Raw genomic sequence first — 23,662 nt, forward strand, 5'->3', positions numbered from 1 at the left:
TCTAATGAGCGTGCTGTGTGGTGTTGTGGCTGGTCTTGACTGCAATACGCGTAAGCATGACCTCGCCCGCCAGACGGGCGATTTCACGCTTCGGGGGGAGGTGCGGCCCTATCCGGGCAAGCTTGCCGGCGGCGAACGCCATGGCCTGCCGCATGGCGGTTTGCCATTCGAGTTGCTGCTGCTGCGCGGCAATCCAGCCTGCCAGCAGCGCGTCTCCCGCGCCAACGCTGCTAACGAGGTTGATCGGAGGTGGGGTGGCCAGCCAGCAGCCTTCCGCGCCGACAAAAAGTGCGCCTTGTTCCGCCAACGAAACGATGACGTGCCGCACGCCTTTGTGATGCAGCGCCAGCGCGCACTCGGCCACGTCGTCCAGTGTGGGAAGCTGACGCTGTGCCCATTGCTCCAATTCGTGGCGGTTGGGCTTGATGCAGAAGGGCAACGACGCGCCGGCCAGTGCCGCGCTCAATGCCGTGCCGCTGCTGTCCAGTGCCACCAGCGCGCCCTGGCCGGCCAGGCGCTCGCACAAGTGGGCATAGCAATCGTCGGCGAGGCCGGTCGGCAGACTGCCGGCGAGGACAAACCAGCGCTTGGCGGCACACTGTTCGTCCAAGCGTGCGATCAGTTGCTCAAACACCGCCTGGGGCACGTCTTGCCCTGGCAGATTGATATCGGTCGTTGCGCCGTCGTCGTCGCTGACGAGTTTGATGTTGACGCGGTTGGCGCCCGGTTGCGTTACGAAGCGATTGCTGATGCCCTTGGTGTCGAGCAGGGCGGCGAATGGCGCGATGTTGTCTTGTCCCAGAATGCCGGTTGCCACGACCTCGACCCCCCAGTCCGCCAAGCAGCTCGCAACGTTCACCCCTTTGCCGCCAGCGTTTAAGGTGACGCCATAGGCAATGTTGACCTGGCCATGTTGCAGCGCCGGCAGCCGGACTGTCTGGTCGATGGCCGGATTAAGGGTCACGGTGACGACGGGGCCGTTCATGATGCATCCCCTGCGAGGGCACGGATGGCTGCCGTGCTGTCGCACTCGAGTGCCTGCTGCGCGAGATCGACTAGTGCCGACTGGGTGCTGGCGCGTAACCGTGCCTTGACGGCGGGAATGTCGCGCGGGCTGAGCGACAGCTCGTTGACGCCCAATCCCGCCAAAATCGCCGCGCCCAGCGGATCGCCAGCCAGGCCGCCGCATACGCCGACCCAGATGCCGTGTTTGCGCGCGCCTTCCACCGTCTGCTTGATCAGTCGCAATACGGCAGGGTGCAGACTATCGGCTTCGGCGGCGAGATCGGGGTGCTGGCGGTCGATGGCCAGTGTGTATTGCGTCAGGTCGTTGGTGCCGATCGAGAAGAAGTCGGCGTGCGCGCCGAACTGATCGGCCATGGCCGCCGCCGCGGGCACTTCGATCATGATGCCGATCGGCATGGGGGCGGCGGATAGTTCTTGGCGAATACGCTCGCATTCTGCCCGCAACGCCATCAGCTCCGAGATGTTGGTGACCATCGGGAACATGAGGGAAATCGGGCCGTGCGCGGCGGCGCGGTAGAGTGCGCGCAGTTGCGTATCGAGCAGGTCGGGGCGGCGCAGCAGCAGGCGTACGCCGCGAACCCCCAGGAAGGGGTTCGCCTCGCTGGGCAGTCCGAGGTAGGGGACGTGCTTGTCGCCGCCGATGTCCAGCGCGCGGATCACCAGGGTGCGGCCTTGCAACGCTTCGACCATGGCGCGGTAGGCCTGATATTGCTCTTCTTCATCCGGGGCCGTGTCGCGCTCCAGAAACAAGAACTCGGTACGCATGAGGCCCACACCCTCGGCGCCGGCCGCGAGGGCTGCCGCGACCTGGTCGGCGCGGTTGATGTTGGCGCCGATATCGATGCGTAGGCCGTCCCGGGTTTGTGCGGGCAGCGCGCTTTGTGCTTCATCCTGGCGCGACTGCTCGCTTTGCCGGTTGATCCAGGTGCGTGCAGCGTCGATGTCTTGTTCGCCCGGATGGAGATACAGACGGCCGCTGTTGCCGTCGAGAATGGCGGGTGTACCGTCGGGAATGTCGAGGATCGCGTCCCCGCCGGCCACGAGGGCCGGCAGACCGAGTGTGCGGGCCAGGATGGCCGTGTGCGAGGTCGGTCCGCCTTGCGCGGTACATAGCCCCAGAATGCGCGAGGTGTCGAGTGTGGCGGTATCGGACGGGGCTAAGTCGGCCGCCAGCAAGATCAAGTTGGACGCCTGCTGACCGGCCTCGGGCTGGCGCTTTTCCTGTGGTAGCAAGGCGATAAGCACGCGCTGACCGACATCGCGAAGATCGGTGGCGCGAGTCGCAAGCAATGGATTGCTGTGTGCCGCAAGGGTGTTTGCCTGTTGTTCGATGGCCTGATGCCAGGACCAGGCAACGCCGTGTCCTTGCATCATCAGGCGGCAGCAATGCGAGATCAGGTCGGTGTCGGCCAGCAATTCCGCTTGCGCGCGGAAAATGCCGGCTTCGGTCTCGCCGAGGCGGCGCGCGGTGTCCTCGGCCAATTGCGCCAGCGCTTTGCGCGTGCCGATCAGCGCGTTATCGAGTTGTTCGCTGCCTTCCGCCAGGGGGGCGGGGATGTCTTGGATGCTGGCGATGGCCGATTTCCAGGTTTGAGTGGTGCCGACAACGAGGCCGGGGCTGGCGCCTATGCCCTTGATGGCGAGTTGGGCGGTGCTCGGTGCGAAGCCATGGTGCACGGCTTGCTCCGCTTTGATCTTTGCGGCGGCGGCGTCCGCCAGTTCTTGGGCGCTGACTCGGATCATGGTGTCGCGCAGGGCGGTCAACGCGGCGTCGGCTTGCGGTCCGCTGGCGGAGACCGCCAGTAGGTCGCCGCATTGCAGTCCGAGCTGCAAGAGGGCGACCAGTTTCTTTGCGTCGGCGATGTCACCGCCATGGCGTATCTGGATTTTCGCGTCGAAGCGCTTGGCGGTTTCAACCCATTTGGCGGTCGGACGCGCATGCAGGCCGTTGGGGTAATCGATGTGCCATTCGAAGGATTGTTCCAAATCGGTGGCCGGCACGGCCGGGGCGGCGGCCGGGGGCGCATCGCCGTTGAAAATGGCGCAGAGATAATCGGGATCGGTGGTGGCGAACAATTGCGCGAGCTGTGCCGGGTCTTGCATCAAACGTGTCAGGCGCTGCAAGAGCGTGATGTGTTCATCGGACTGCGCGGCGATGGCAACCATCAAATGCACCGTCTCCCCGTCATTCCATTCGAGGCCTTGCGGGATCTGGATGACGGCGATGCCCGTCTTGTGGATCAGGTGGCGGTCCTCGATCATGCCGTGCGGAATGGCGACGCCATGCCCGAGAAATGTATTGGAAACGTTTTCACGGCGCATCATGCTATCGATGTAGGCTGGCGCTATCACGCCCGATGCGGCAAGTAGATGGCCTGCTTCGCTTATTGCCTCTGATTTATCAATAGGTTTTGATCCGAGCTTGACGAGTTCTCTCCGTAATGTGCTGACGGACATATCCACCTCCCGTATACATTTATCTGATGTGATATTATGATTTCATTGAAAACGATTACCATTGGTTGTGTCAACTTTTTCCTAGTGCCGAACGGGTGTCGGGCGGGACGGACGTTTGTCGATTCGGCTGAGGCAAGGTTTGGTGGCGAACGGTGCGGGTAGGAACCTAGTTTAGATGAGTGCGAAGATCAAGGATGTGGCCGAGTGGGCGGGGGTGTCGGTGGCGACTGTGTCCCGTGTGTTGGGGGGTGGCGCCGTGAGCATCGAACTCAGGGAGCGTGTCGAGCTGGCGGTGGCTCAGTTGGGCTATCGTCCCAATCTGTCGGCGCGTCGTTTGCGTTCTCAACATAGCAAGACGGTTGGTCTGATCGTGTCCGATATCCGTAATCCCTTTTTTACCGCGGTGAGTCGCGCTGTCGAGGATGTTGCCTACCGCGCGGGGATGCGGGTGATCTTGTGCAATGCCGATGAGGATCCCGACAAAGAAGCCATGTACTTGCGCCTGATGCAGGAGGAGCGCGTGAGTGGGGTGATTTTCTCGCCCACGGGTATGACTGTGCGTTGTTTCCGTGCCGACCTCTACGAATTTCCCGTGGTGATGATCGATCGGGATGGCCCGACGGGGCTGACCGATGCCGTGGTGTTGGATAACCGGCAGGCAGGCAAGATGTTGGTGGAGCATCTGATTGGCCACGGCTATCGCAAGATCGGCGGCTTGTTCGGCAAAATCAGCACAACCGGTATAGAGCGCCATGCAGGGTATGAGGCGGCGCTGGCTCAGCACGGCCTGCCTTCCGCCGTGCGGTTCGTCGCACCATCGACCGAGGCGGCCGCGGCCGCGGTGCGCGCATGGCTTGCCGAGCCGGATTGGCCGGATGCGCTGATTGTCAGTAACGGTCTGCTGTTGCTGGGGGCTGTGCACGCGCTGACCGAGGCGGGTCTGTCGATACCGGATGACATGGCTTTGGCCGGATTCGACAACGATGTGTGGACGGGGTTGGTGGGGCATGGTCTGACCGTGATCGAGCAACCGGTCTACGACATCGGTGTTGTGGCCATGGAAATGCTGCTCGCCCGGTTGGAGAATCCGAGCATGGCTAAACGGAAGGTGGTGTTGAACGGCACCTTGTTGCCGCGCGCCTCGACGAACTGTCGGGCAGGGCTTGCCCAAACACGCGCTACATGAGGGGCCGGGCGTGCATTCGCCGCAGGCAATGCACGTCAGGCGTACGTGGCCAGGCAGGCTTGGCAAATGATGCCGAACGATTCGACATCCAGGGAGGCGCCGCCGACCAGCGCGCCATCGACGTTGTCGATCGCCAGGGTTGCGTCGGCGTTGTCTGCCTTGACGCTGCCGCCATAGAGCACGCGCACGGCCTCGGCGCCGCCGTGGGTTTGACGGCAGTGCTGCTTGATGCAGGTGTGCATCTCACGAATCTGATCCAGTGTGGCGACCTTGCCGGTGCCGATTGCCCAAATCGGCTCATAGGCGACGATGACGCGGGTGGGGGCGAGCTGGGCCAGGATGTCGAGCTGATCGCGAATGACGGTCAGATGGTCGCCCGCCTCGCGCTGTTGCAGTGTTTCACCGACGCATAACACCGGCGTGATGCCGGCTTCGAGCGCATTGATCAGTTTTTGATTCAACACTGCCGTGGTTTCCGATAGGTATTGGCGGCGTTCGGAATGGCCGATGAGCGCATAGCGGCAACCGATGTCGTGCAGCATGCCGGCCGAGACCTCGCCGGTATAGGCGCCGGCAAGGCCGAACTGACTCATGTCCTGCGCGGCTATCGCCATCGGGCTCGCTGCCAGCAAGTCCGACAGCTGCATCAGATAAGCATGCGGCGCGGCGATGGCGACGCCGTCGCGATTGATGTGCGCATCTTCCAGCATGGCCTTGATCAGTTTTCGGTTGGAATCCAGGCGGCCATTCATTTTCCAGTTTCCCATGACCAGTTTGCCAGACATTTCAGACCTCTCCATGTGGCGTGTGCGGTAGTTTTTTGTAAACGATTACAAATTTATATGGCAAAAATAGTGCTGTTTCATCTGGTAATTGCTGTTTATTTGACGCTTGAATGGATTTTTCAATCTGTTATTATTGAAAACGTTTACACAAGGGATGTCAATTTTTTCATGCTGGGAGAAATGAATGGCACTCGTTTCATTACGTCAGCTGTTGGATCACGCGGCCGAGTTCGGCTATGGCTTGCCGGCCTTTAATGTCAACAACCTAGAGCAGATGCGCGCAATCATGGAAGCGGCGGACGCGGTCGACGCGCCGGTCATCGTGCAAGCCTCCGCTGGGGCGCGCAAATATGCCGGCGCGCCGTTTTTGCGCCACCTGATGCTGGCTGCGGTCGAGGCGTTTCCGCATATTCCCGTGGTGATGCACCAGGATCATGCGACGACGCCGGATATCTGCCAGCGATCGATTCAGCTGGGCTTTAGCTCGGTGATGATGGACGGCTCATTGAAGGGGGATGGCAAGACGCCGTCGGACTATGATTACAACGTTGACGTCACGCGTACCGTGGTGCGTTTCGCCCACGCATGCGGCGTGTCTGTCGAAGGTGAAATCGGCTGTCTGGGATCGCTGGCCACCGGCAAGGCTGGCGAGGAGGATGGCGTGGGCGCGGAGGGAACGCTCGATCACAGTCAGATGTTGACCGATCCGGAAGAGGCGGCGCACTTCGTGCGCGATACCGGCGTGGATGCATTGGCCATCGCCATCGGCACCAGCCACGGTGCCTACAAGTTCAGCAGCAAGCCGACCGGGGAAGTGTTGCGCATCGATCGCATCAAGGAGATTCATGAGCGCATTCCTAATACCCACCTGGTGATGCACGGCTCGTCGTCCGTGCCGCAGGATTGGCTGGCGATCATCAATCAGTATGGCGGCGACATTCCCGAAACCTACGGCGTGCCAGTCGAGGAGATCGTCGAGGGCATTAAATACGGCGTGCGCAAAGTGAACATCGATACCGATCTGCGCCTGGCCTGCACCGGCACCCTGCGTCGCTTTTTGGCAACACACCGCGCGGAGTTCGATCCACGCAAATATCTGGCTGACACGGTGCAATCGATGCGCGACGTCTGCATCGCGCGCTATGAGGCTTTTGGCGCTGCGGGGCAGGCTGGCAAGATCAAACCGGTCGGCTTGGAGGCCATGGCAGGGCGTTATATCAAGGGGAAATTGGCGGCAATCGTCAATTAATCTGCGAAATGTCATGTAAATGTGGTTGCATTTCGAGCACACTAGTGTAGTAAAACTACATTTCTAGACTGAACGGAGTGAAAGAAAATGACTATCAAGGTTGGTATTAATGGTTTTGGCCGTATCGGCCGGATGGTGTTCCGTGCCGCTGTTCAGAACTTCGCCGATATTGAAATCGTCGGTATCAACGATTTGCTGGAGCCGGACTATCTGGCCTACATGCTCAAGCATGATTCCGTGCACGGCCGCTTCAAAGGCGAAGTCTCCGTCGACGGCAACACGCTGATCGTCAACGGCAAAAAGATCCGTCTGACGGCGGTGAAAAATCCGGCTGAGCTGAAGTGGGACGAAATCGGCGCGGACGTCGTCGTCGAATCGACCGGCCTATTTCTGACCAAGGAAACCGCGTCGGCTCACCTGGCCGCGGGTGCCAAGAAAGTCGTCCTGAGCGCGCCGTCCAAAGATGACACCCCGATGTTCGTCTATGGCGTGAACCATCAGTCCTATGCTGGCGAAGACATCGTTTCCAACGCTTCGTGCACCACCAACTGCCTTGCGCCGCTGGCCAAGGTCATCAACGACACCTTTGGCATCAAGCGTGGCCTGATGACCACCGTGCATGCCGCCACTGCCACCCAGAAAACCGTGGACGGCCCGTCCAACAAGGACTGGCGCGGCGGCCGCGGCATTCTGGAAAATATCATTCCGTCGTCCACCGGCGCCGCCAAGGCCGTGGGCAAGGTGATTCCGGAACTGAACAAGAAGCTGACCGGCATGGCCTTCCGCGTGCCTACCTCCGATGTTTCGGTGGTTGACCTGACCGTCGAGCTGGAGAAGGCGGCGACTTACGAAGAAATCTGCGCCGCCGTCAAGGCCGCCTCCGAAGGTCCGATGAAGGGGGTGCTGGGTTACACCACCGACAAGGTGGTCTCGACCGACTTCCGTGGCGAAGTGTGCACCTCGGTGTTCGATGCCGACGCCGGCCTCGCGCTCGACACCACCTTCGTGAAGCTGGTTGCTTGGTACGACAACGAAATGGGCTACTCCAACAAGGTGTTGGAAATGGTTCGCGTCGTCGCCGGTAAGTAAACTGCCAGCGCTTGGCGCATACATGCCGTTCACTTTTGCAAGTGAACGGCATTTTTATTTTTTGAGGCTTTGCGACTGTCGACAAATTACAACTGTCAGAACTTTCGCAGCATAATGCCTACACTTGCCTAGCAATGGAGGCGGACAAGCGTGGTGTGCAGAGGGATCTGTCCAAGGAGTGGGGGCTGATGGGGGCGAAGATTAAAGATGTGGCCGCGTTGGCCCGCGTGTCGATTGCGACGGTGTCGCGCGCACTGGGAAACGGCCCGGTCAGTGCCGATCTGAAGGAACGTGTGGAACAGGCGGCGGCGCAATTGGGCTATCGCCCTAATCTGTCGGCGCGGCGCTTGCGCTCGCAGCAGAGCCGGACGGTGGGGTTGCTCGTTTCGGACATTCGCAATCCGTTTTTCACCGCGGTCAGCCGCTCGGTCGAAGATGCGGCCTATCGTGCCGGTATGCGCGTGATCCTGTGCAACGTCGATGAGGACGTGAAGAAGGAAGCGATGTACCTGCGGTTAATGCAGGAGGAACGTGTCTGTGGCGTGATTTTCTCGCCGACCGGCGACACGGCGAGCCACTTTCGACCTGATCGTTTCGAGTTTCCGGTGGTGATGATCGACCGCGCCGGCCCGCCGGGCGTGACCGATGCCGTGGTATTGGACAACATGCTGGCGGCGCAGCAATTGGTGACGCACCTGATTGAGCGCGGCTACCGCAGGATCGGCGGTCTGTTCGGCAATAGCAGCACCACCGGGGCGGAGCGCGCCGCGGGGTACGAAGCCGCGCTGATGGCGCAAGGCTTGCCGGTTGCGGCGCGTTTTGTTTCGCCTAACGTGGACGCTGCTGTTTCCGCCGTCAAAGCTTGGTTGGCCGAGCCGGACCATCCCGATGCGCTGATCGCCAGTAATGGCCTGCTGCTGCAGGGAGCCGTGCGGGCTCTGATGGAGGCGGGCATGTCGATTCCCGGCGACGTGGCGCTGGCCGGCTTCGATAACGACGCCTGGACGGGACTCGTCGGCCAAGGGCTGACCGTGATCGAGCAGCCGGTGTACGACATCGGCACGCTGGCGATGGAAATGCTGCTCTCCCGTCTGGAAAACCCCAGTCTGGCCAAGCGCAAAATGGTGCTCAACGGCGTCTTGCTGACGCGTGGATCGACGGCCACCAAACAAGTGTAAGTGGAACGGGCTTGTCATCGACGAAATCTGTCGACACCTTGTGTCATGCGTCTGACGAGTGAGTCCCCTGAGAGGCGCGGGTTCGAGGTGTTCGCAGCACCACCGAACCCGCTGGCCAAACCCACTCGAACAAGGCGTCAGTAAGGAATTGAATAGCTAGCTAGATATCGATTGCTTTGCCTATTTAAGCCAGTGCATTGCCATCGCATGATTACGCGCCACCGATACAGCTCGTATAGGGCGCAGGCTCTCCGGGAACAATGGGACACAATTTGATCGGTGCAAGCCTTTTGAAACGGTCCATCCATTTCGATTTGTCGAACTTAATCGGCTCTGAGGAAGCGTCGCCCCTCTCTGCCCATTGGATCGTGTAGTAGTCGCTCTCTCCCCTGATGACAATCAACAGCGTGGATTCGCTATACAGATTGCCAGTCGGGTTTGCAACGCCACAACTGATGAGCGCAGCAAATGCATCATAGTTGCCGAGCTTGAATGCCCCTAAGCCTGTTCCGTTAAACGAGGTCGGGCAGTCATTCTTGAAACCGCCAGCCATTCTGCTTGCAAACAACAGCGGTGTGATGTTGGGATTCGACGCAATGCCTTTGGCTCCCGTAATCGTTACCATCTGCGACCACTTCTGTGTGCTCTCTCCAGTGAGAACCGCTTCTCGAATGTATTGAGGACCTTTTGCATCCTCAAAAACCGTTGTGAAGCCCTTAGGAAACGAGAACATCACGAGTTGGCCAAAAATTGGGGAGATGGTCCTAACCGAGTATCCTTGCGATCTCAATGTGTCGATGTTGTTCGAAGGGTTAGTCGGGCATGGAAATCCTTGGGACAGCGCTTGATAGATGTCGGCTTCCGTCAAATCCTGTTTTTCCGGGTGCTGGCTCATGTACTTCCTGAGTGGGAGCATGAGATTGTCGAGTGTTGTCCCCGGTGGAGTACAAATTCCCTTGCCATTATTTTCAGTAGCAATTTTCGAAGCCGCTATGGCAAAACTGGCTGGGTCGCTATTTTGTGCAAAGGCCCATGTACTTGTTGCCAAAAAGATGGCCATGAGCCAAACATCCTTGAGCGTGTAGCGATTCATTCGATTGCCTATTCTCCAATGGTCAGAGCGGGGCGTATGAGCACCCTTAACGAGGCCGTTGTACCCCATTTGTCATCGTCGCATCCTGTCACTATCCAAATGGAATGGCAACAGCAACAACGGGGAATTTTCAGCATTTTCTGACGGTCGCGCTTGGTTGTCAGTTTGTATCTGGCTGGGTAAGGTATTTGGTGCGGCGTTTGCCGCGAAGAGGCGCGGGTTCGGGGTGTATCCAGCACCGCCGAACCCGCTGACCAAACCAACTTATCGGAGCAAGTTAGAATGGCTACTCGAAATGTTAATCCAGCCCCAGTCTTTTTTCCAAACCAGGATTTCCGCCAGCAGCAGTTACTTTCCCTGATTTCCATGTTGTGCTTGCCGCGTGGCAGTCGTCCAAATTCCGACGAGTGCCGTTTGGTGGTCGATAGCCGTTTGCCGTGGGCGTTCGAGTCGATCGATGGCAGCACTTCCTGGATGTATCTGCCCAAGGCCGCGCGCGTGCGCGAGCTGGCGGGTTGCCTGGTGCTAACGGCCGATTAAGGCTTTCGCCGGAGGCGGGGGGCGAAGCCCCCCGGCAGGCCGCCGCATGATGGCGATGCAAGCCGCAGATCGCCATTCGGCATGTTTTACACGCTCATGACGGGTTTTCTGTTGTCAGGCGATTTCATGTCGGTCGATGGGGCGTGCAACGGCAATGCCACGTCGATGCCGATAATCCCACCCTCGGGGCCATGATGCACCACCACGATCTTTCCTTCTTGCCCGCTTTTCAGCATAGAGAATGACAGTGCCAGGTCGTCGGCGATTTCCGCCAACGAGGCGTTGGCGATCGGGCTTCGGCGATCCATGCCGGAAAAACGCCACAGGTTGATGCGCGACCACAGCACCAGCGCGCCGCCCAGCCCGACGGCAATCGACCCATAAATCAGCAGGATGTCGAGACTTTCCCGCAGGTTGCCGGATCCGGGCTGAATGTCCGGGTCGAAGTTCAGCACGAGTGCCAAGGCGAGGGCGGGTAGCCACAGATAACACCAGATTCCCCAACCCAATAGCGTGAGTAGCCATGACAGCGCTCGCTGGCGCAATGTCAGCACATGGCGTGCCTCGATAATCAGATCATGCCTGGTTGACATGGTGTACTCCCCGGTCTGGGCTGGTCCAACGCGCCCGTTTGCCTTTTTTACGCACCAGTGCCTGCGGGAAGGCGACGATGGTGGTGCCGACGTTGATCAACCAGAAAGCCAAGGGGTACCAGATCATCCAATAGTAATTGCGCCCAAGCCCGTGGTCGTAGTGACCGTCGATCAGCTTACTGACGGCGAACTGCACCATACAGGTGAAGCCGAGCACCAGGCCGTACCAGCCGGGGATGAATGGACTGGCCACCGGCACGGGGTGCCCGGGCAGCAAGGGGCGAAGCAACCAGTAGGCGATGACAAAGGCCATCGAGTACGACCACAGCACGCTGGCAAAGTACTCGAGATAAATCGGCACCATATGCCGATGGCGCCAGCGGCCCAGTACCCAGGCATTGCGCCACAAGGCCTGCGTACCGCCCTTGGCCCAGCGTAAGCGTTGCTTCCACAGCCCGCGCAGGGTTTCCGGCATCAAAATCCACACCAGCGCGCGCGGCTCGAAACGCACGTTCCAATGGCGCAGCTGAATTTTCCAGCTGATGTCGATGTCTTCGGTCAGCATGTCCTCGCTCCACAAGCCGGCCTGAAACACGGCGGTTTTGCGAAAGGCGGTCAGGACGCCGGAGACCGTGAACAAGCGGCCATAAGTGCGTTGCGCACGCTTGATCAGGCCGATGATGGCGGTGAACTCGCCGACTTGCAGACGGCCGAGCAGGCTGGTGCGGTTGCGGATGCGGGGGTTGCCGGTGACGGCGCCCACGCGCGGCGAGGTCAGGAAATGGCGCATCAGCCACTTGCCGGCATAGGGGTCGAGCACGGCGTCGCCATCGATGCACAACAGGAACTCGTTCCGTGCCAGCAACAGCGCTGTGTTCAAGCCGACCGCCTTGCCCTGGTTGGGATCCTGATGGATGACGCGCAACCGCGGATGCTCGATGGCCATCTGGTCGAGGATGGCGCCGGTGTCATCTCGACTCCCGTCGTTGACGGCGATCACCTCGAAGTCGGGGTAGTCCAGCGCCAGCGCATAGCCGATGGTTTCGCGCACATGGGCTTCCTCGTTGTAACAGGGCACCACCACGGACAGCGGCGGATAGGGCAGATCCGGCGGCTGATCCAGCGGCGGATCCTTGCGCTCGTAATGAAAATAGTAATGGGCCGCGCCCTGCATCCACAGCCACGCCATGAACAGCGGGTAGTAGAAGGCAAAGGCCAGCAGTATTTCGATCAACTGTTTCATGTCGTCACATCCGCCTCATTGCAGCGGCAGGCTTCGCATGGAGAACACGCGTTTAAATTCGGCCAGGGCCGGGTGATCGTTGAAGACGTCGTCGGGGTAATAGGCGATGCCTCGGGCGCCGAGGGTATTGAGCAGGCGCACCCAGTCCGCCATCTCCTTGGTCGGCACGGGCATTTTGGTGCGCCAGTTTTCTGCCTGCAGCTCGAACACCGTCTTGTCGAGCGCACCCGGGACCGTCGCCACTTGCTGGAACAAGCGCTGCAACCAAGCCTTGGGATCGCTGGCGTTCTCCATATACGGCATGGCCATGATGGCGACGCTGTCGTAATGCGCCAGGCCGCTCTTCAGGGTCTGGGCATACCATTCGCGCGCATTCGGATTGAGGATGGCCTCGGCGTAATAGTTGCGTGCGGTTTTGAGGCCGGGCTGCCATTCGTTCACCGCTTGCGCCAGCGTCATGCTGAAATCGTCCAGCACGGCGATCTTATCGTCCGTCCAACGCGCCATCGCGGTGGGCTGGCTGCGGATAGCGGCCAGCGAGTCGCCCAGCCCGTCGTGGCGGTACGCCGCGAGGGCTTCGGGACTGGCATCCTCGAAATCGGACAAGGTGGCATCGTCGTGAAACAGCAAACCGCTGAAGTGGGCGTTTTGCGCCAGATCCTCGTACAGCTCGCGGATCACTTGGCGCGCCTGTGGCGAATAAGGGCTCAGCCGGCGGTAGCCGCGCACCCGCGGGGTGGGGTCGTCGCGGCTATCGGACAGCACCAGTTGGTTGCCGGCCGGGTTGTCCGGCGGCAGGCGAAAGGCCAGTAGCGGCATCCAGGCATAGACCTTGACGTTGCAGCGGGTTTGCAGTTGCCAGGCGACGCGGTTGAAGAGATCGGCCCGCATCGGCATGTGACGGTTGGGGAAATACAGCGCGCTGGCTTCGCCGCGGCCTTCCGGGTCGACAAAAGCCTGCAGATAGACGGTGGAGGCGCCCATCGCCTTGACGCGGTCGAGCAGGCGACCGAGATTGATTTCGGTCTGCTTCGGATCCGGGTCGTAAATGTAGTCCAGGTCGATGTGCATGATGCGGCTGGGACTCGGGGCGATACCGTTCGGATAGCGCATGAAATCGCGGAACTGGTCGGCCATCTCCGCCAAGCTCGTGCGCGCATCCATCAGTTCGCGCCGCAGCACCGCTAGCGGAACCTGCGCGGTATTGACCCCCGCATCCAGCGATAGGGTGATCGGCATGCCCAGTTCGCCGGCAATCCGGGTGGCCGGCAAGGTATAGCTGCCATAGGGCCAGATCATGACCCGTGGCGCCTTGCCGGTTTCTTTACTGATGAGTTCGCTGTTCTTTTGCAGGTCGTCGTGTACGCGCCGCAGATAGGCCGCGGTGGATTCATACTGGCCATTGAGATAGAGGTGGCTGCTGAGCGCCGGCTCGGTGTTGCCCTGCGGGTTGGCCACCATGCCGGTGTGTAGCGCATACGAGTGGCTGGCCACTTCGATCAGGCCGCTCGCTTGCATTTCGCGCACCTGCTCCCAGGTGAGGAAACGGTTGCGCGGCACCCATAGATCGCCATATTTCACTTCTTGATCGAGGCGCGGCGTGAGCCAGGAGCCGACCAGCGCGATCACGGCCGGCGCGTTGAACTGGCGCAGCACCGGGAACACCTTGGTGTAAACACTGCGGTAGCCATCGTCGAAGGTCAGCAGCACCGACTTGTCCGGTAGCGGTGCGCCGCCGTTTCGATCGGCCAGGATCTGATCGACGCTAACGAAGTGATAGCCTTGCCCTTTCATCCAGGACAATTGCTGCGCCAGCAATTTGACATCCACGGCATAGGGATCGGCGAGGCCGGCATCGGCCTCCGACACCTCGTGGTAGCACAGGACGATCAGGCGGGCGTTCGGGTTACCGGTGGCCAACGCCGCCGGGCCACAGGCCGCCAACCAGAAAAGCAGAAGAATTTTGAGCAGGGTTTTCATCGGAATCGCCAGTCGAGATTGAGATAGGCACGGTTATTCAAACTTTGGCTACCGTCGTAGGGATGGCTACTGCGCGTCAGTCCATAGGTCAGCGAATTGCCGTGGCCCCATTGCCAGGATTGCTCTACCGACAGCCCCCACAGATTGTCGGTGCCATCGGTGGCTTGGTAATAGCGGCCGCGCGTCAGACCGAGCCGCTGATGCCAACTGCTGTCGTACCAGCGCCAGAGTGTCCAGTCGTTGGTCACCGTCAGGCTGGTTTCCAGATCCTTGAGCGGGTTGAAGTACATCGCCTGCGCGACCTGCTGGTTGTGGCTGGTGGCGACAGCGGCCAGCGTACCGAGCTGCCAGAGGGGGCCGGTCAGCCAGTGTCGATCCCAGCTGAGCGCGAAGCTCTGGCGACGATTGCCATCGGAAAAATCGAGTTGGCTGGCCTGCAGCAGCCATTGGTTGTCATCGTTCGGGCGATATTGCAGGCTGCCGCGCAGCAGATTGCCAGCGACATTGTCCAGGTGCGCGGGCAGCGGCACTTCCGCACTGTTCTGCTCGAAGCGCAAGCCCAAGGTCCAGCGGTCGTCCGGCGTCCAGTCGTAGCCGGCAAAGCCTCCCTGACGGTCACGGCCATCGATTTCGCTGAACAGTCCGAACTCGCCCGTGCCGTACTGGCCGCGATGCTGTCCGCCCATGCCCAGGGTTTCGTAGCGGGCTTGCTGCGTGGGTGTCACGTTCGTGAAATCGGCCGTTTGCAGTTGGTGCTGGCCAAATAGCCGCCAGTGCCCAAACGCCTGGCTATAGACGCGGGTCAGGCTGTCCCAGGCATTCTGATCCGCCACCCCCTGGTTGCCGCCCATGTCGTGCCCGCTCTCCACCACCAGTTGCGGGCGCAAGGCATCGGCGAGGCGCAGCTGACGTTCTTGTAGCTCGGTTCCGTCGGGCTGTTCGGTGGCCAAGGCGTTCAATATTTGCCCCGCCTGGCCGAACTCCATCAGTTCCAGGGCCACATCCGCCTGCCCCAGTACGGCCGTGCGCGCGGATTCCGGCTGCTGGTCGACCTGAATACGGCGGAAGGTTTCGCCTGCCTGACGCGGCCAGCCGCGCAGCAGTTGATTTTCGCCCTGGCCCTGCCGCAAAACATTGTCGTACGGGGCGTCCGCCAGCAGATCGTCCAACTGGTGCGCCGCGTCGGCGTTACCTTCCAGGTAGGCCGTCATCATCGCCTGATGGTAGGCCACGGTTTGATAGTCGGGATTGAACGTCGGCAAGCCGTTCGCGCTATCGATCTGATCGCGCGGCACGCTGGCCAGCAAGCCGCTCATGAATTGCCGGGCATGGCGGTATTGCCCCGATTCCAGCAGGGCGTACGCCAGGCCAATCTGCCATTCGATGGCGTCCTCGGCTTGCGGTGCTTGCGCCAGCGCTGCGCGGTACAAGCCTTCCGCCTCGCGCGGTTGACGCAACGCCAACATGGCGCCCGCGACCGCGGCTTGTGCCGGGGCCGACCAGGCCAGGGCGGCATGCTGGCGATACAAGTCGACGGCTTGCCGCCATTGCAGCCGCTGAGCGAGCAACTGCACGCGCAGGTCGAGCCCTTGGCGCCGCATGTCGTCGTTTAAGTCCGGTGCGGCCAGCCAGGCCGCGTTGAGCGCCAATGCTTGGTCGGTCTGCGCATGGCGCGCCAAACCCTGTTCCTGCCCGGCCTGAATTTTGCCCCACAGTCCCAACTCGACACTGCGGTTAAAGGCGGCTTCTTTCGCCGGCGAGCGTCCGGGGCGCATCGGCGCGGCAGCGGCCAGCGTTTGCTGTTGGGCCACCAGCCCCAAGGCCTCCAGCACGGTCATATAGGCATCGTTGAGCACGGGGTCGGTCGCGTAACGCGGCTGCCAGCGCATGAGCCACACCAGCGCCTGCGTCCATTCGTTCGAACCGATCAGCAACAGCGCCCGCTCCCGCGCTTCCTGCAAGACGGCATCGGGCACCGGTGTGTCGCTTGCCTGTGCCGCGACCTGGATGGCGTTACCGTTTTGTCGCTTGGCTCGCCACTGGGCCACGAGCGCCCGCTGTGCGTCGTCGCCCTTTTCGTCGACCGCGCGCTGCAACTGCGCCAGGGTGCGGGAGGTCAGCACGCGATCGTGTCCTTGCGCCAACAGCAGTGCCTGAGCAGCCCGCCCTTGCCGGCACAACATCACGAGGTAGTCGTTGAAAAAAGCCACCGGCGGCAAAGCGCGCTTATACACCTCCGTCACCCATGCCGTCTGGCCGCTCCCCACTTTCTGGCCCAGTCCGGAAAAACGGTATAGCGCAGTCCGGTCATCCGCCTGCAAGTCCCCCGACGGCATCGGTACGCCAAGCCGTGTTAGCACGGCGCGATAGCGTTGATCCAGTTCGGCGTCGGCGGGAAAGTGATCGCGTGCATCGCGTAAATAGTCGAGCGTGCGCGCATAGTCGCCCGTCAACATGAGCACATAGGCGCGCGCCCGCGTCAGCACCAGCGTGTCCTGTTCGCCATGTGGCGAGGCCGCGTCGAGCGCGGCCAGGCCATCGGTCGGTCGGCCAGCCTCGGCCAGTACCATGGCCAGCGCCGCCTGTATGTCGGCGCGGGGCGCGAGCCCGGCTTGCCGCCGGTAAAGTTGCTCGGCCAGGGTGAAGTTCTTCGCGTCGCGCGCGGCATTCGCCAACAGGCGAAGGGTATCCGGGCGCAAGTCGCCCTCACGTCCCGCTAGTAACGCCAAGGCCGCGGGCGACTGTCCCGACCAGCACAGCAAGGTCAGATAATCGTTCCACAACGGGGCACTCAACGGGCCCTTGGCGCGCTCGGCGGCCAGCATGGTCAGTGCTGCGCTGGGATCGCCCGCGCGGGCAAGCTCGATGGCTTGCACATAGGGGGGTGTTTGCCACAAAGGAAGCGCGCCGAGCACGCGGGGGGCAATCAGGCAAAGACACAGCGTGCCGGCAAGTAGCGGTCTTGGTCTTAGTTTCATGCTATTTATGTATTTGTCATAATAGATGGCAACAAGTCGCCGCTGCACAAAAAAACCGGCTCAATTTGGATCTCTCATCCAAGGGGAAAGTACGAATACAAAAGAAAAACAGGTGGTTAGATGACAGATTCAGCGTGTCGCCGAATGCTGATGTCAGCAACCAACGTAACCCCTCGCAATAGATAGATGTGCAATTAAATTTATTTAGTTATTCTTACAAATAGTATTCTATCAGATTTTTTAACCACTATGAATACATGAGTTGCATTTTTGATTGTTTATGACAATGCATTGCGCATTGCCCTGCGCTTCGAGCGCGGCAATGCCAGGGATGAAATCGCTTCTCATGCGGCGTGGCTAATGCTCATTCCTCTAGCCGGTATTTCTTCTTGAGCGGGTCTAGCTGGCCGGAAGCCTTTAACTGATCGAGCCCGGTATCGATGGCCCGGATCAGATTCGACGCTGCCGGATTGCGCTTGGCGATACCGATCACGAGCATGAGCGGCTGCTCAAGGCAACCCGCCTTGCGTATCTGGGACGAGACGCCAAGCCTGTCGGTCAAATGATCCATGACAGCCTGATGTTCGAGCATGACTGGGTAACGTTTGGTAAGCAGTTTGCTGAGGTTGGTTTCGCCGGCGGTCTGGCCTTTGTTGAAGTCGAAGAGCACGCCATGGCTGGTCGGGGCGGCAAGCAGGCGATCGAATGGGCCACCATCGTAGCCATAGTCGGCGATCACGCCGATGGTGACGTCATGCAGGGATTTCAGGTCGTGATACTGCCATTCGTTATCCTTGAGCGTATAAAAACAGGCACGCGAATAGGCCATGGGCTTGCTCAAGCGTAGGCGATTGTCGAGCGCGGGTGCATAGACGCCGTCGATCAGGCCTTCTTCGGCCATGATCATCGCGCGATTCAAGGGGAGAAACACCGATTTGAGCTCGTACTGCTGCAAGGCCAGTGCTTGCTCTGTCAAATCGACCAAGAAACCGCCGACGATCTTGTTGTGATCGGCGCAGATGTACGGACACCAATCGTCCGACGCGATTTTCACTACGCGGGCAGAGGGTGCCGCCAGCGCCGCTGCGCACAGTGTGCCAACCAATATCCCGGTCAATGCCAGCCATACTTTCGCCACGACGATGTCTCCCGTGTGAACGGTTTATTCTCATCATAGCGACTTAAAATCCGCAGCAAGCCGACAGACTCAAAAGGGTCGAAGGAAGCCGACCATGCGGGCAATCAAAGCAAGCGGCTGCCGTTGGCCAGCGACATTGGGAATTCCGCCAACACCACCCGGCCGGCTTCGTCATGCACGCCGGTCACCAGCACTTCCGACGCCACGCCGGCAATGCGTTTGGGCGGGAAGTTGCAAACGCACAGTACGCGTTTTCCGATCAGACTAGTCGTGGTGTAGTGATCGGTGATCTGGGCGCTGGAGGTTTTGATGCCCAGCTCGCCCAAGTCGACCTTCAGCACATAGGCCGGCTTGCGGGCGCGTTCGTTCGGTTCGGCCTGGACAATGGTGCCCACCCGCAGATCCACTTTGAGGAAATCGTCCCAGCTGATCGAGTCCATGCTCGCCTCCTGTAGTCAAATGACGTGCCAGTATGGCCGTGACAGGAATGCGTTGCGCGTGTCGGACGCCGGTTTAGCTGCGCCGGACTCTGGCGCGCCCCTGGCCGGGCGGGTAGCCGTAGTGTTGCCGATAAGCGGCACTGAAGGCCGAGGCGGACTGGTAGCCCACCTGCAGTGCGACATCCAGCACGCTAGCGTGCAGACTTTGCAGTAGCCAGTGCGCCCGTTCCATGCGCATGCGGGTCAGGTAAGCCATGGGGGAGAGCCCGGTTTCCGCTTTCAAGCGTGCGTGGAAATGACTGGGCGACAAACGGCAAGCCGACGCCATATCCACCACAGCCAACGGCCGCGCCAGCCGGGTTTGCAGAAAACGATCCAGCCGCGGCGCGAGCACGAAGCCCGACGGCGCCAGCCACTGCAGCAACAATCCGGCCAGCGCCGGCTGGCTGGTGTCCGGCAGCGGATGGCGCGCCGCCCAAAGCACGAGTTCTCGTGCGGCGGGCGGCAGGTCGAGTTGTCGCGGCGATGGCTCGCCGAGTGCGGGCAGGTTGAGCACCAATTGCCGATTGCCCGTGCCGCCCGCGTAGCAATGGGAAAAACCGGCCGGGATGCATACCGCGCGCCCAGCGGCGTTGCGGTACGCGTGCCCCGCCATTTCCAGCTCGAGCGCGCCCTCCAGGCCAACCACCCACTGATGGTGACTGCCGTGTACGTGACTGACGCTTTCGCTGCCGTAATGCAGCAGCTCGATTTGGGGGCGGAACATGGCGGAGGCGGGGGAGTGTAAAGCCATCACGATAAGCAAATCGTGAGTCCAGAACAAGCGTTCATCGGAACTTCGTCTGCCGTCATCGTCGGTCTGGTCACTCCTATTCTATTTTCGTATCGCCCCTGTACCAGTCATTGCCTACTTGCCGCAAGTCCGGTGCCTGGGCCGGCCCTAAGGCGCCTGAACCCGTCCTGGAGTCGTCGATGTAGCTAATTCTATCGAGTTGGACGGTTGTATCTAGGTCGTAAGTCACGCTGTAAAGCACGAGCGTGCCGTTTGCCCAATCGATACTTTTCAATTTTCCCTGTTCGATGGTCGGATTGATCGTGTAATCGTTGAACTTTCCATGGAGCATGAGATAAGTGCCCACTTGAATCGCGCTAAGCTGATCTTTTAAGCTTTGGTCCATTTGATTCTCCGTGGTTTAACGGGGGGAGACATGGCGATTACTGCTAGCCGAATGGCTAAATCCGTTTTTTCCAGCACCACATCACAAGCGTTCTGCACGCGAGTGAACTCTAGCCTAGGTGCCAAGATGGACAACTGCCCTCTTTGGCAGCGTCACGGGAGATTTCGCCTTTTCATGCCGCAATCTTTTTCAAGCGAGGCGAGGGGGGGGGTTAGGCGCTGGAGGGGGGTACGCAATTTCAGCTTTTTCTGACGGTCGCGCTCGGTTGTCAGTTTGTGTCTTGCTGGGTAAGGTATTTGGCGCGGCATCTGCCGCGTAGAGGCGCGGGCCCGGGGTGTTTGCCCACCACCGAACCCGCTAACCAAACCAAACTATCCTGGAGTTCAGAATGGCTGCCGTCGATAGTAAAACAGTCCCTGTCTTTTCTCAAAACCCGGATTCCCGCCAACAGCAGTTACTTTCCCTGATTTCCGTGTTGTGCTTGCCGCGTCACAGTCGTCCAAATTCCGACGAGTGCCGCCTGATCGTCGATAGCCGCCTGCCGTGGGCGTTCGAGCCGATCGATGCCAACACGTCTTGGTTGTATCTGCCGCAGGCCGCGCACGTGCGGACACTGGCGGGTTGCTGGGTACTAACGGCCGATTAACGGCCGCAACCGGAGGCGAGGGGCGAGGCCCCTCGGCTGCTGTTACTTCAACTGCGTGTGCCAAGCCTCGATCAGCGCCGCATCAGCGCCGACGCCGATGCGATCGTCGTGGTAGAGCACCCGCCCTTGCGCATCCAGCAGCACGATTCGGGTGCTGTGGTTGATGGTGCCATTGTCCAGACGGCGGTATTTGATCCCCAGTACGCTGGCCAATTGTCGGGTATCCGCTTCGTTGCGCGCGACGGCAAGGCGAAATACTTTGGGGTCGAGCTTGTCGTCATCGATCAGCATGTTCAGCGAATCGGCGGTATCGTTGGCGGGATCCAGGCTGACCAGCAGGATGCTCAAGTGTCGATAAGCATTGGTCGGCAGCTTCTTGGCGCTGGCTTGCAGCTTCTTGAGCAACACCGGGCAGGCGGAGCTGCAGTTGCCGTAAAACATGCTGACAGTGAGCGGTTGGCCGGCGAAGTCGGCCAGTTTGACTTGCTTGCCGGCCATGTCGGTCAGCGATAGATCCAGTTGATAGATCGAGTCTCCCGGCAGCGGCGCGGCCATGAGCGATGTCCAGAACAGCAAGCCCGACAGGGCCAGCAGCCAACGGCTTTTCTTTTGCATATTTGTCCCCCGTACCATTTAGCGATGATCGACCGGCTTGGCGCAGCGAAAGCCGACCAGGCCGAGCGTATCGTTCCCGTCCAGCGCGGCCAGCATGGCGATGCGCATCAAAATCGCGTAGTTCTGCCGGTCGCCCAGCGACAGCGCCGCGGCGCCGCAGGTTTCCAAATTCTGAACCACCCCTTGCGTGCGGCTGTCGCTGTTGACGAACAGCCCGTTGTAGTCTTCGACCCATTCGTAGATCAGCCGGTGCAGATCGTAGATGCCGAACACATTGCGATCGGAACCGACCGGCGGCAAGGCGCCGTGCTGTGGGCTGGCGTACCAGTCGAGCATCGCTTGGCGCCAAGCCGGATCGTCGCGCGCGTCAGCGCGGCTGGCGTCGGCCGCCGCGGCGAATTCCCATTGGTACCAACTGGGCAATGTCGCCCCTTCGCTGGCGCAATAAGCGCGGGCGGCATACCAACTGACCCGGGTGACCGGCGCTTGCGGATCGATCTTGCCCAACTCGGTCGGCCCGGCCCAATCGTCCAGATAACCGCGAGCGGCGAACAGTGCCGGCACCCGGTCGCGCCGCCATTGCGGGTTCTGGCGCACGAATGCCAGGAACTCGCCCTGCGTGACCGGCAGGGCGCGCAGGGCGTAGGGCGGCAGCGACACGGTCGGTCGATCCGTGGGGGGGAGCGCAGTGCGGAACTCCCCGCCGGGAATCGGGCGATACTCGGCCGCGCCGGCCTGAATGCTGGCCAGTAGCAGCAAGCCGGCCAGCCAGATCGCTCTCACGGATGGGCCGCCTTGGCCGTGCGCAAGTCGCGGACGCGTTCGGGCGTGATGGCCACCTTGCCGTCGTTGAACTCTTTACTGACATAGTTCAACACGGCGGCGATCTCCTGGTCGGTCAAGGACTGCGGCGGCATGACCGAGTTGTAGGTCACGCCTTTGACCGTGATCGGGCCGGCTCGCCCGCCCAATACGATGCGCGCGGCTTCGTCGAGGTTCTCCTTGAAAAAGTCGGAGCCGGCCAGCGGCGGGAACACGCCGGGAATCCCCAGTGCCGTGGCCTGATGGCAGGCGGCACAGACGGTTTCGAACACGGTTTTGCCGTTGGTGGCTTGCGGTTTGCCCGGGGGCTCGGCGTTGACGGCCGTGCTGTCCGTGATATGCGGTGCCGCGCCGGCGGGCCCATCGGCGCTGATGATGCCCTTGCCGTAGATCTCAGGCTGGTTTGCGCCAGCGACATCGATCAAACCAATCGCCCCTTTGTTGAACGCGCGTGTCAGCGAGTGATCGACCAGGGTGAGTTTGCCCGGCACGCGCGTGGTGAATTCGATGATGGCCGATCCGCCGGCCGGCACCATCGTGGTCTGTACGTTCTGCTGATAGTGAGTGCCGCCCTCGGTGTACACCTTGTCCATGATGGCGCCGATGACGTGGAAGCTGGATGTCAGGTTCGGCCCGCCGTCGCCGAAGAACAACCTGATTTTTTCGCCCGTCTTGGCCGGCAGGGCGTTTTGCCCCGTCAGCGCGCCGTCGGCGCCATTGAACAAGACATAAGTCGGTTTCTCATCGATGGCCTTTTGCATATCGAAAGGTTGCAGACCCCCCGCACGATAAGCGCCGGAGGTATAGAAGTCGCCCTGCATGACGTAGTACTCGCGATCGACCTTGGGGAGTCCCTGCAAGGGCTCGACCAGGATCATGCCGTACATGCCGTTGCCGACGTGCATGCCGACCGGCGCGGTGGCGCAGTGGTAGACATAGAGGCCTGACTGCAAGGCCTTGAAGGTGAAGTTCGCTTGCTTGCCGGGCGCGACCAGCGTCTGCGGCGCGCCGCCACCCGGGCCGCTGACGGCATGCAGGTCGATATTGTGCGGTAGCTTGTTGCTGGCCAGGTTATGCAAGTGCAGTTCGACCGTGTCGCCCTCGCGTACGCGGATCATCCGTCCCGGCACGCTGCCGCCGAAGGTCCAGAAGGTATAGGAGGTGCCGGGCGCGATGTCGCGTTCGACTTCTTCCACCGTCAGATCGACGACGACGCGCGCCGGCGACTTGCGGGTAATCGGCGGCGGCACCTGCGGCGGCGCGACCAGCGTCTCGTGAATGGTGGGAAGTGCGGCGGTGCCCTGGGCCTGTCCCCAAGCGAGCACGAGACTACAGAACAGCAGATGCGAGCGCTTCATAACGTGTTTCCTTATAGGGTAATCGGGAACATTGAAACTTCGTGTCTTGTTGTTCAACTGGTCTGGAT

The 23,662-nt window shown here is 60.8% G+C and carries 21 protein-coding genes; 6 read left to right on the plus strand and 15 right to left on the minus strand.

The features are described 5' to 3' along the window. Position 1: 1 nt before the first annotated feature. Together pfkB and ptsP are read right to left on the minus strand one after the other, a co-directional pair. On the minus strand, positions 2-985 hold the full coding sequence (gene pfkB / locus DFP86_RS12750) for a 1-phosphofructokinase (protein WP_133681802.1): 984 nt from the start codon (positions 983-985) through the stop codon (positions 2-4). Next, on the minus strand, positions 982-3,483 hold the full coding sequence (ptsP, locus tag DFP86_RS12755; RefSeq protein ID WP_133681804.1) for a phosphoenolpyruvate--protein phosphotransferase: 2,502 nt from the start codon (positions 3,481-3,483) through the stop codon (positions 982-984). Before ptsP ends, pfkB begins: the two co-directional genes overlap by 4 nt. 175 nt (positions 3,484-3,658) lie before the next feature. Here ptsP and DFP86_RS12760 point away from each other — a divergent pair, with 175 nt between their 5' ends. Continuing rightward, entirely contained in the window at positions 3,659-4,669 is a 1,011-nt protein-coding gene (locus tag DFP86_RS12760) for a LacI family DNA-binding transcriptional regulator (RefSeq protein ID WP_133681806.1), read from the plus strand. Positions 4,670-4,704: 35 nt separating this feature from the next. Here the strand turns inward: DFP86_RS12760 and tpiA are convergent, their stop codons facing one another. Continuing rightward, positions 4,705-5,454, minus strand: coding sequence for a triose-phosphate isomerase (gene tpiA, locus DFP86_RS12765; protein WP_133681808.1), 750 nt, complete (start codon positions 5,452-5,454; stop codon positions 4,705-4,707). 184 nt (positions 5,455-5,638) lie between these two features. Here tpiA and fba point away from each other — a divergent pair, with 184 nt between their 5' ends. The 3 genes from fba to DFP86_RS12780 all read left to right on the plus strand — a co-directional run bounded on the left by fba (position 5,639) and on the right by DFP86_RS12780 (position 8,970). Beyond that, positions 5,639-6,703: a class II fructose-bisphosphate aldolase gene (gene fba, locus DFP86_RS12770; RefSeq protein ID WP_133681810.1), complete on the plus strand. Its 1,065-nt coding sequence runs from the start codon at positions 5,639-5,641 to the stop codon at positions 6,701-6,703. Positions 6,704-6,790: 87 nt separating this feature from the next. Continuing rightward, positions 6,791-7,792: a type I glyceraldehyde-3-phosphate dehydrogenase gene (gap, locus tag DFP86_RS12775; RefSeq protein ID WP_133681812.1), complete on the plus strand. Its 1,002-nt coding sequence runs from the start codon at positions 6,791-6,793 to the stop codon at positions 7,790-7,792. A 188-nt stretch (positions 7,793-7,980) separates the two neighbouring features. Then, complete coding sequence (locus DFP86_RS12780) at positions 7,981-8,970, plus strand: LacI family DNA-binding transcriptional regulator (protein WP_133681814.1); 990 nt, start codon at positions 7,981-7,983, stop codon at positions 8,968-8,970. A 211-nt stretch (positions 8,971-9,181) separates the two neighbouring features. On the opposite strand, the gene DFP86_RS12785 is transcribed toward DFP86_RS12780, so the two are convergent. Continuing rightward, positions 9,182-10,063: a Rap1a/Tai family immunity protein gene (locus DFP86_RS12785; RefSeq protein WP_133681816.1), complete on the minus strand. Its 882-nt coding sequence runs from the start codon at positions 10,061-10,063 to the stop codon at positions 9,182-9,184. A gap of 282 nt (positions 10,064-10,345) precedes the next feature. Here DFP86_RS12785 and DFP86_RS12790 point away from each other — a divergent pair, with 282 nt between their 5' ends. Beyond that, positions 10,346-10,603 (plus strand): hypothetical protein, encoded by a 258-nt coding sequence (locus DFP86_RS12790; protein WP_133681818.1) that lies wholly within the window; start codon positions 10,346-10,348, stop codon positions 10,601-10,603. 86 nt (positions 10,604-10,689) lie between these two features. On the opposite strand, the gene pgaD is transcribed toward DFP86_RS12790, so the two are convergent. The 8 genes from pgaD to DFP86_RS12830 all read right to left on the minus strand — a co-directional run bounded on the left by pgaD (position 10,690) and on the right by DFP86_RS12830 (position 20,153). Then, positions 10,690-11,196, minus strand: a complete 507-nt coding sequence (gene pgaD, locus DFP86_RS12795) for a poly-beta-1,6-N-acetyl-D-glucosamine biosynthesis protein PgaD (RefSeq protein ID WP_133681820.1) — start codon at positions 11,194-11,196, stop codon at positions 10,690-10,692. Beyond that, positions 11,180-12,439 (minus strand): poly-beta-1,6-N-acetyl-D-glucosamine synthase, encoded by a 1,260-nt coding sequence (pgaC, locus tag DFP86_RS12800; protein WP_133681822.1) that lies wholly within the window; start codon positions 12,437-12,439, stop codon positions 11,180-11,182. The genes pgaD and pgaC overlap by 17 nt, the downstream gene beginning before the upstream one ends. Before the next feature lie 15 nt (positions 12,440-12,454). Then, positions 12,455-14,419: a poly-beta-1,6-N-acetyl-D-glucosamine N-deacetylase PgaB gene (gene pgaB / locus DFP86_RS12805; protein ID WP_133681824.1), complete on the minus strand. Its 1,965-nt coding sequence runs from the start codon at positions 14,417-14,419 to the stop codon at positions 12,455-12,457. Further along, positions 14,416-17,397 carry a poly-beta-1,6 N-acetyl-D-glucosamine export porin PgaA gene (pgaA, locus tag DFP86_RS12810; RefSeq protein WP_133681826.1) on the minus strand — a complete coding sequence of 994 codons (2,982 nt, stop codon included), beginning with the start codon at positions 17,395-17,397 and terminating at the stop codon, positions 14,416-14,418. The genes pgaB and pgaA overlap by 4 nt, the downstream gene beginning before the upstream one ends. A 364-nt stretch (positions 17,398-17,761) precedes the next feature. Next, a complete protein-coding gene (locus tag DFP86_RS12815; RefSeq protein ID WP_243729388.1) occupies positions 17,762-18,535 on the minus strand; it encodes a transporter substrate-binding domain-containing protein in 774 nt (257 codons plus the stop codon). Between the two features lie 104 nt (positions 18,536-18,639). Then, a complete protein-coding gene (locus DFP86_RS12820) occupies positions 18,640-18,975 on the minus strand; it encodes a tRNA-binding protein (RefSeq protein ID WP_133681828.1) in 336 nt (111 codons plus the stop codon). 73 nt (positions 18,976-19,048) lie between these two features. Further along, entirely contained in the window at positions 19,049-19,768 is a 720-nt protein-coding gene (locus DFP86_RS12825) for a helix-turn-helix transcriptional regulator (protein WP_133681830.1), read from the minus strand. A 76-nt stretch (positions 19,769-19,844) separates the two neighbouring features. Further along, positions 19,845-20,153 carry a hypothetical protein gene (locus DFP86_RS12830; protein ID WP_133681832.1) on the minus strand — a complete coding sequence of 103 codons (309 nt, stop codon included), beginning with the start codon at positions 20,151-20,153 and terminating at the stop codon, positions 19,845-19,847. A gap of 388 nt (positions 20,154-20,541) precedes the next feature. Here DFP86_RS12830 and DFP86_RS12835 point away from each other — a divergent pair, with 388 nt between their 5' ends. Further along, positions 20,542-20,799, plus strand: coding sequence for a hypothetical protein (locus tag DFP86_RS12835; RefSeq protein ID WP_133681834.1), 258 nt, complete (start codon positions 20,542-20,544; stop codon positions 20,797-20,799). 42 nt (positions 20,800-20,841) lie between these two features. On the opposite strand, the gene DFP86_RS12840 is transcribed toward DFP86_RS12835, so the two are convergent. From DFP86_RS12840 to nirK, 3 genes are read right to left on the minus strand one after another with little or no spacing between them, the layout of a single operon-like run. After that, positions 20,842-21,414, minus strand: coding sequence for an SCO family protein (locus DFP86_RS12840; RefSeq protein WP_166642262.1), 573 nt, complete (start codon positions 21,412-21,414; stop codon positions 20,842-20,844). 18 nt (positions 21,415-21,432) lie between these two features. Then, a complete protein-coding gene (locus DFP86_RS12845; protein WP_133681839.1) occupies positions 21,433-22,197 on the minus strand; it encodes a formylglycine-generating enzyme family protein in 765 nt (254 codons plus the stop codon). Continuing rightward, positions 22,194-23,594 carry a copper-containing nitrite reductase gene (gene nirK / locus DFP86_RS12850; protein WP_133681840.1) on the minus strand — a complete coding sequence of 467 codons (1,401 nt, stop codon included), beginning with the start codon at positions 23,592-23,594 and terminating at the stop codon, positions 22,194-22,196. The genes DFP86_RS12845 and nirK overlap by 4 nt, the downstream gene beginning before the upstream one ends. Between the last annotated feature and the right edge of the window lie 68 nt (positions 23,595-23,662).

Origin of the sequence: Paludibacterium purpuratum (assembly GCF_004363805.1) — a bacterium.
GTDB classification, from domain to species: domain Bacteria; phylum Pseudomonadota; class Gammaproteobacteria; order Burkholderiales; family Chromobacteriaceae; genus Paludibacterium; species Paludibacterium purpuratum.

Excerpts from the sequence above, each read along its gene's own strand:
- DFP86_RS12825 (WP_133681830.1), bottom strand. The coding sequence starts at position 19,768 with ATGGCTTTACACTCCCCCGCCTCCGCCATGTTCCGCCCCCAAATCGAG.
- DFP86_RS12820 (WP_133681828.1), bottom strand. The coding sequence starts at position 18,975 with ATGGACTCGATCAGCTGGGACGATTTCCTCAAAGTGGATCTGCGGGTG.
- ptsP (WP_133681804.1), bottom strand. The coding sequence starts at position 3,483 with ATGTCCGTCAGCACATTACGGAGAGAACTCGTCAAGCTCGGATCAAAA.
- fba (WP_133681810.1), top strand. The coding sequence starts at position 5,639 with ATGGCACTCGTTTCATTACGTCAGCTGTTGGATCACGCGGCCGAGTTC.
- tpiA (WP_133681808.1), bottom strand. The coding sequence starts at position 5,454 with ATGTCTGGCAAACTGGTCATGGGAAACTGGAAAATGAATGGCCGCCTG.
- DFP86_RS12830 (WP_133681832.1), bottom strand. The coding sequence starts at position 20,153 with ATGGACCAAAGCTTAAAAGATCAGCTTAGCGCGATTCAAGTGGGCACT.
- DFP86_RS12835 (WP_133681834.1), top strand. The coding sequence starts at position 20,542 with ATGGCTGCCGTCGATAGTAAAACAGTCCCTGTCTTTTCTCAAAACCCG.
- gap (WP_133681812.1), top strand. The coding sequence starts at position 6,791 with ATGACTATCAAGGTTGGTATTAATGGTTTTGGCCGTATCGGCCGGATG.
- pgaB (WP_133681824.1), bottom strand. The coding sequence starts at position 14,419 with ATGAAAACCCTGCTCAAAATTCTTCTGCTTTTCTGGTTGGCGGCCTGT.
- pgaA (WP_133681826.1), bottom strand. The coding sequence starts at position 17,397 with ATGAAACTAAGACCAAGACCGCTACTTGCCGGCACGCTGTGTCTTTGC.
- DFP86_RS12760 (WP_133681806.1), top strand. The coding sequence starts at position 3,659 with ATGAGTGCGAAGATCAAGGATGTGGCCGAGTGGGCGGGGGTGTCGGTG.
- pgaC (WP_133681822.1), bottom strand. The coding sequence starts at position 12,439 with ATGAAACAGTTGATCGAAATACTGCTGGCCTTTGCCTTCTACTACCCG.
- DFP86_RS12840 (WP_166642262.1), bottom strand. The coding sequence starts at position 21,414 with ATGCAAAAGAAAAGCCGTTGGCTGCTGGCCCTGTCGGGCTTGCTGTTC.
- pgaD (WP_133681820.1), bottom strand. The coding sequence starts at position 11,196 with ATGTCAACCAGGCATGATCTGATTATCGAGGCACGCCATGTGCTGACA.
- pfkB (WP_133681802.1), bottom strand. The coding sequence starts at position 985 with ATGAACGGCCCCGTCGTCACCGTGACCCTTAATCCGGCCATCGACCAG.
- DFP86_RS12785 (WP_133681816.1), bottom strand. The coding sequence starts at position 10,063 with ATGAATCGCTACACGCTCAAGGATGTTTGGCTCATGGCCATCTTTTTG.
- DFP86_RS12790 (WP_133681818.1), top strand. The coding sequence starts at position 10,346 with ATGGCTACTCGAAATGTTAATCCAGCCCCAGTCTTTTTTCCAAACCAG.
- nirK (WP_133681840.1), bottom strand. The coding sequence starts at position 23,594 with ATGAAGCGCTCGCATCTGCTGTTCTGTAGTCTCGTGCTCGCTTGGGGA.
- DFP86_RS12780 (WP_133681814.1), top strand. The coding sequence starts at position 7,981 with ATGGGGGCGAAGATTAAAGATGTGGCCGCGTTGGCCCGCGTGTCGATT.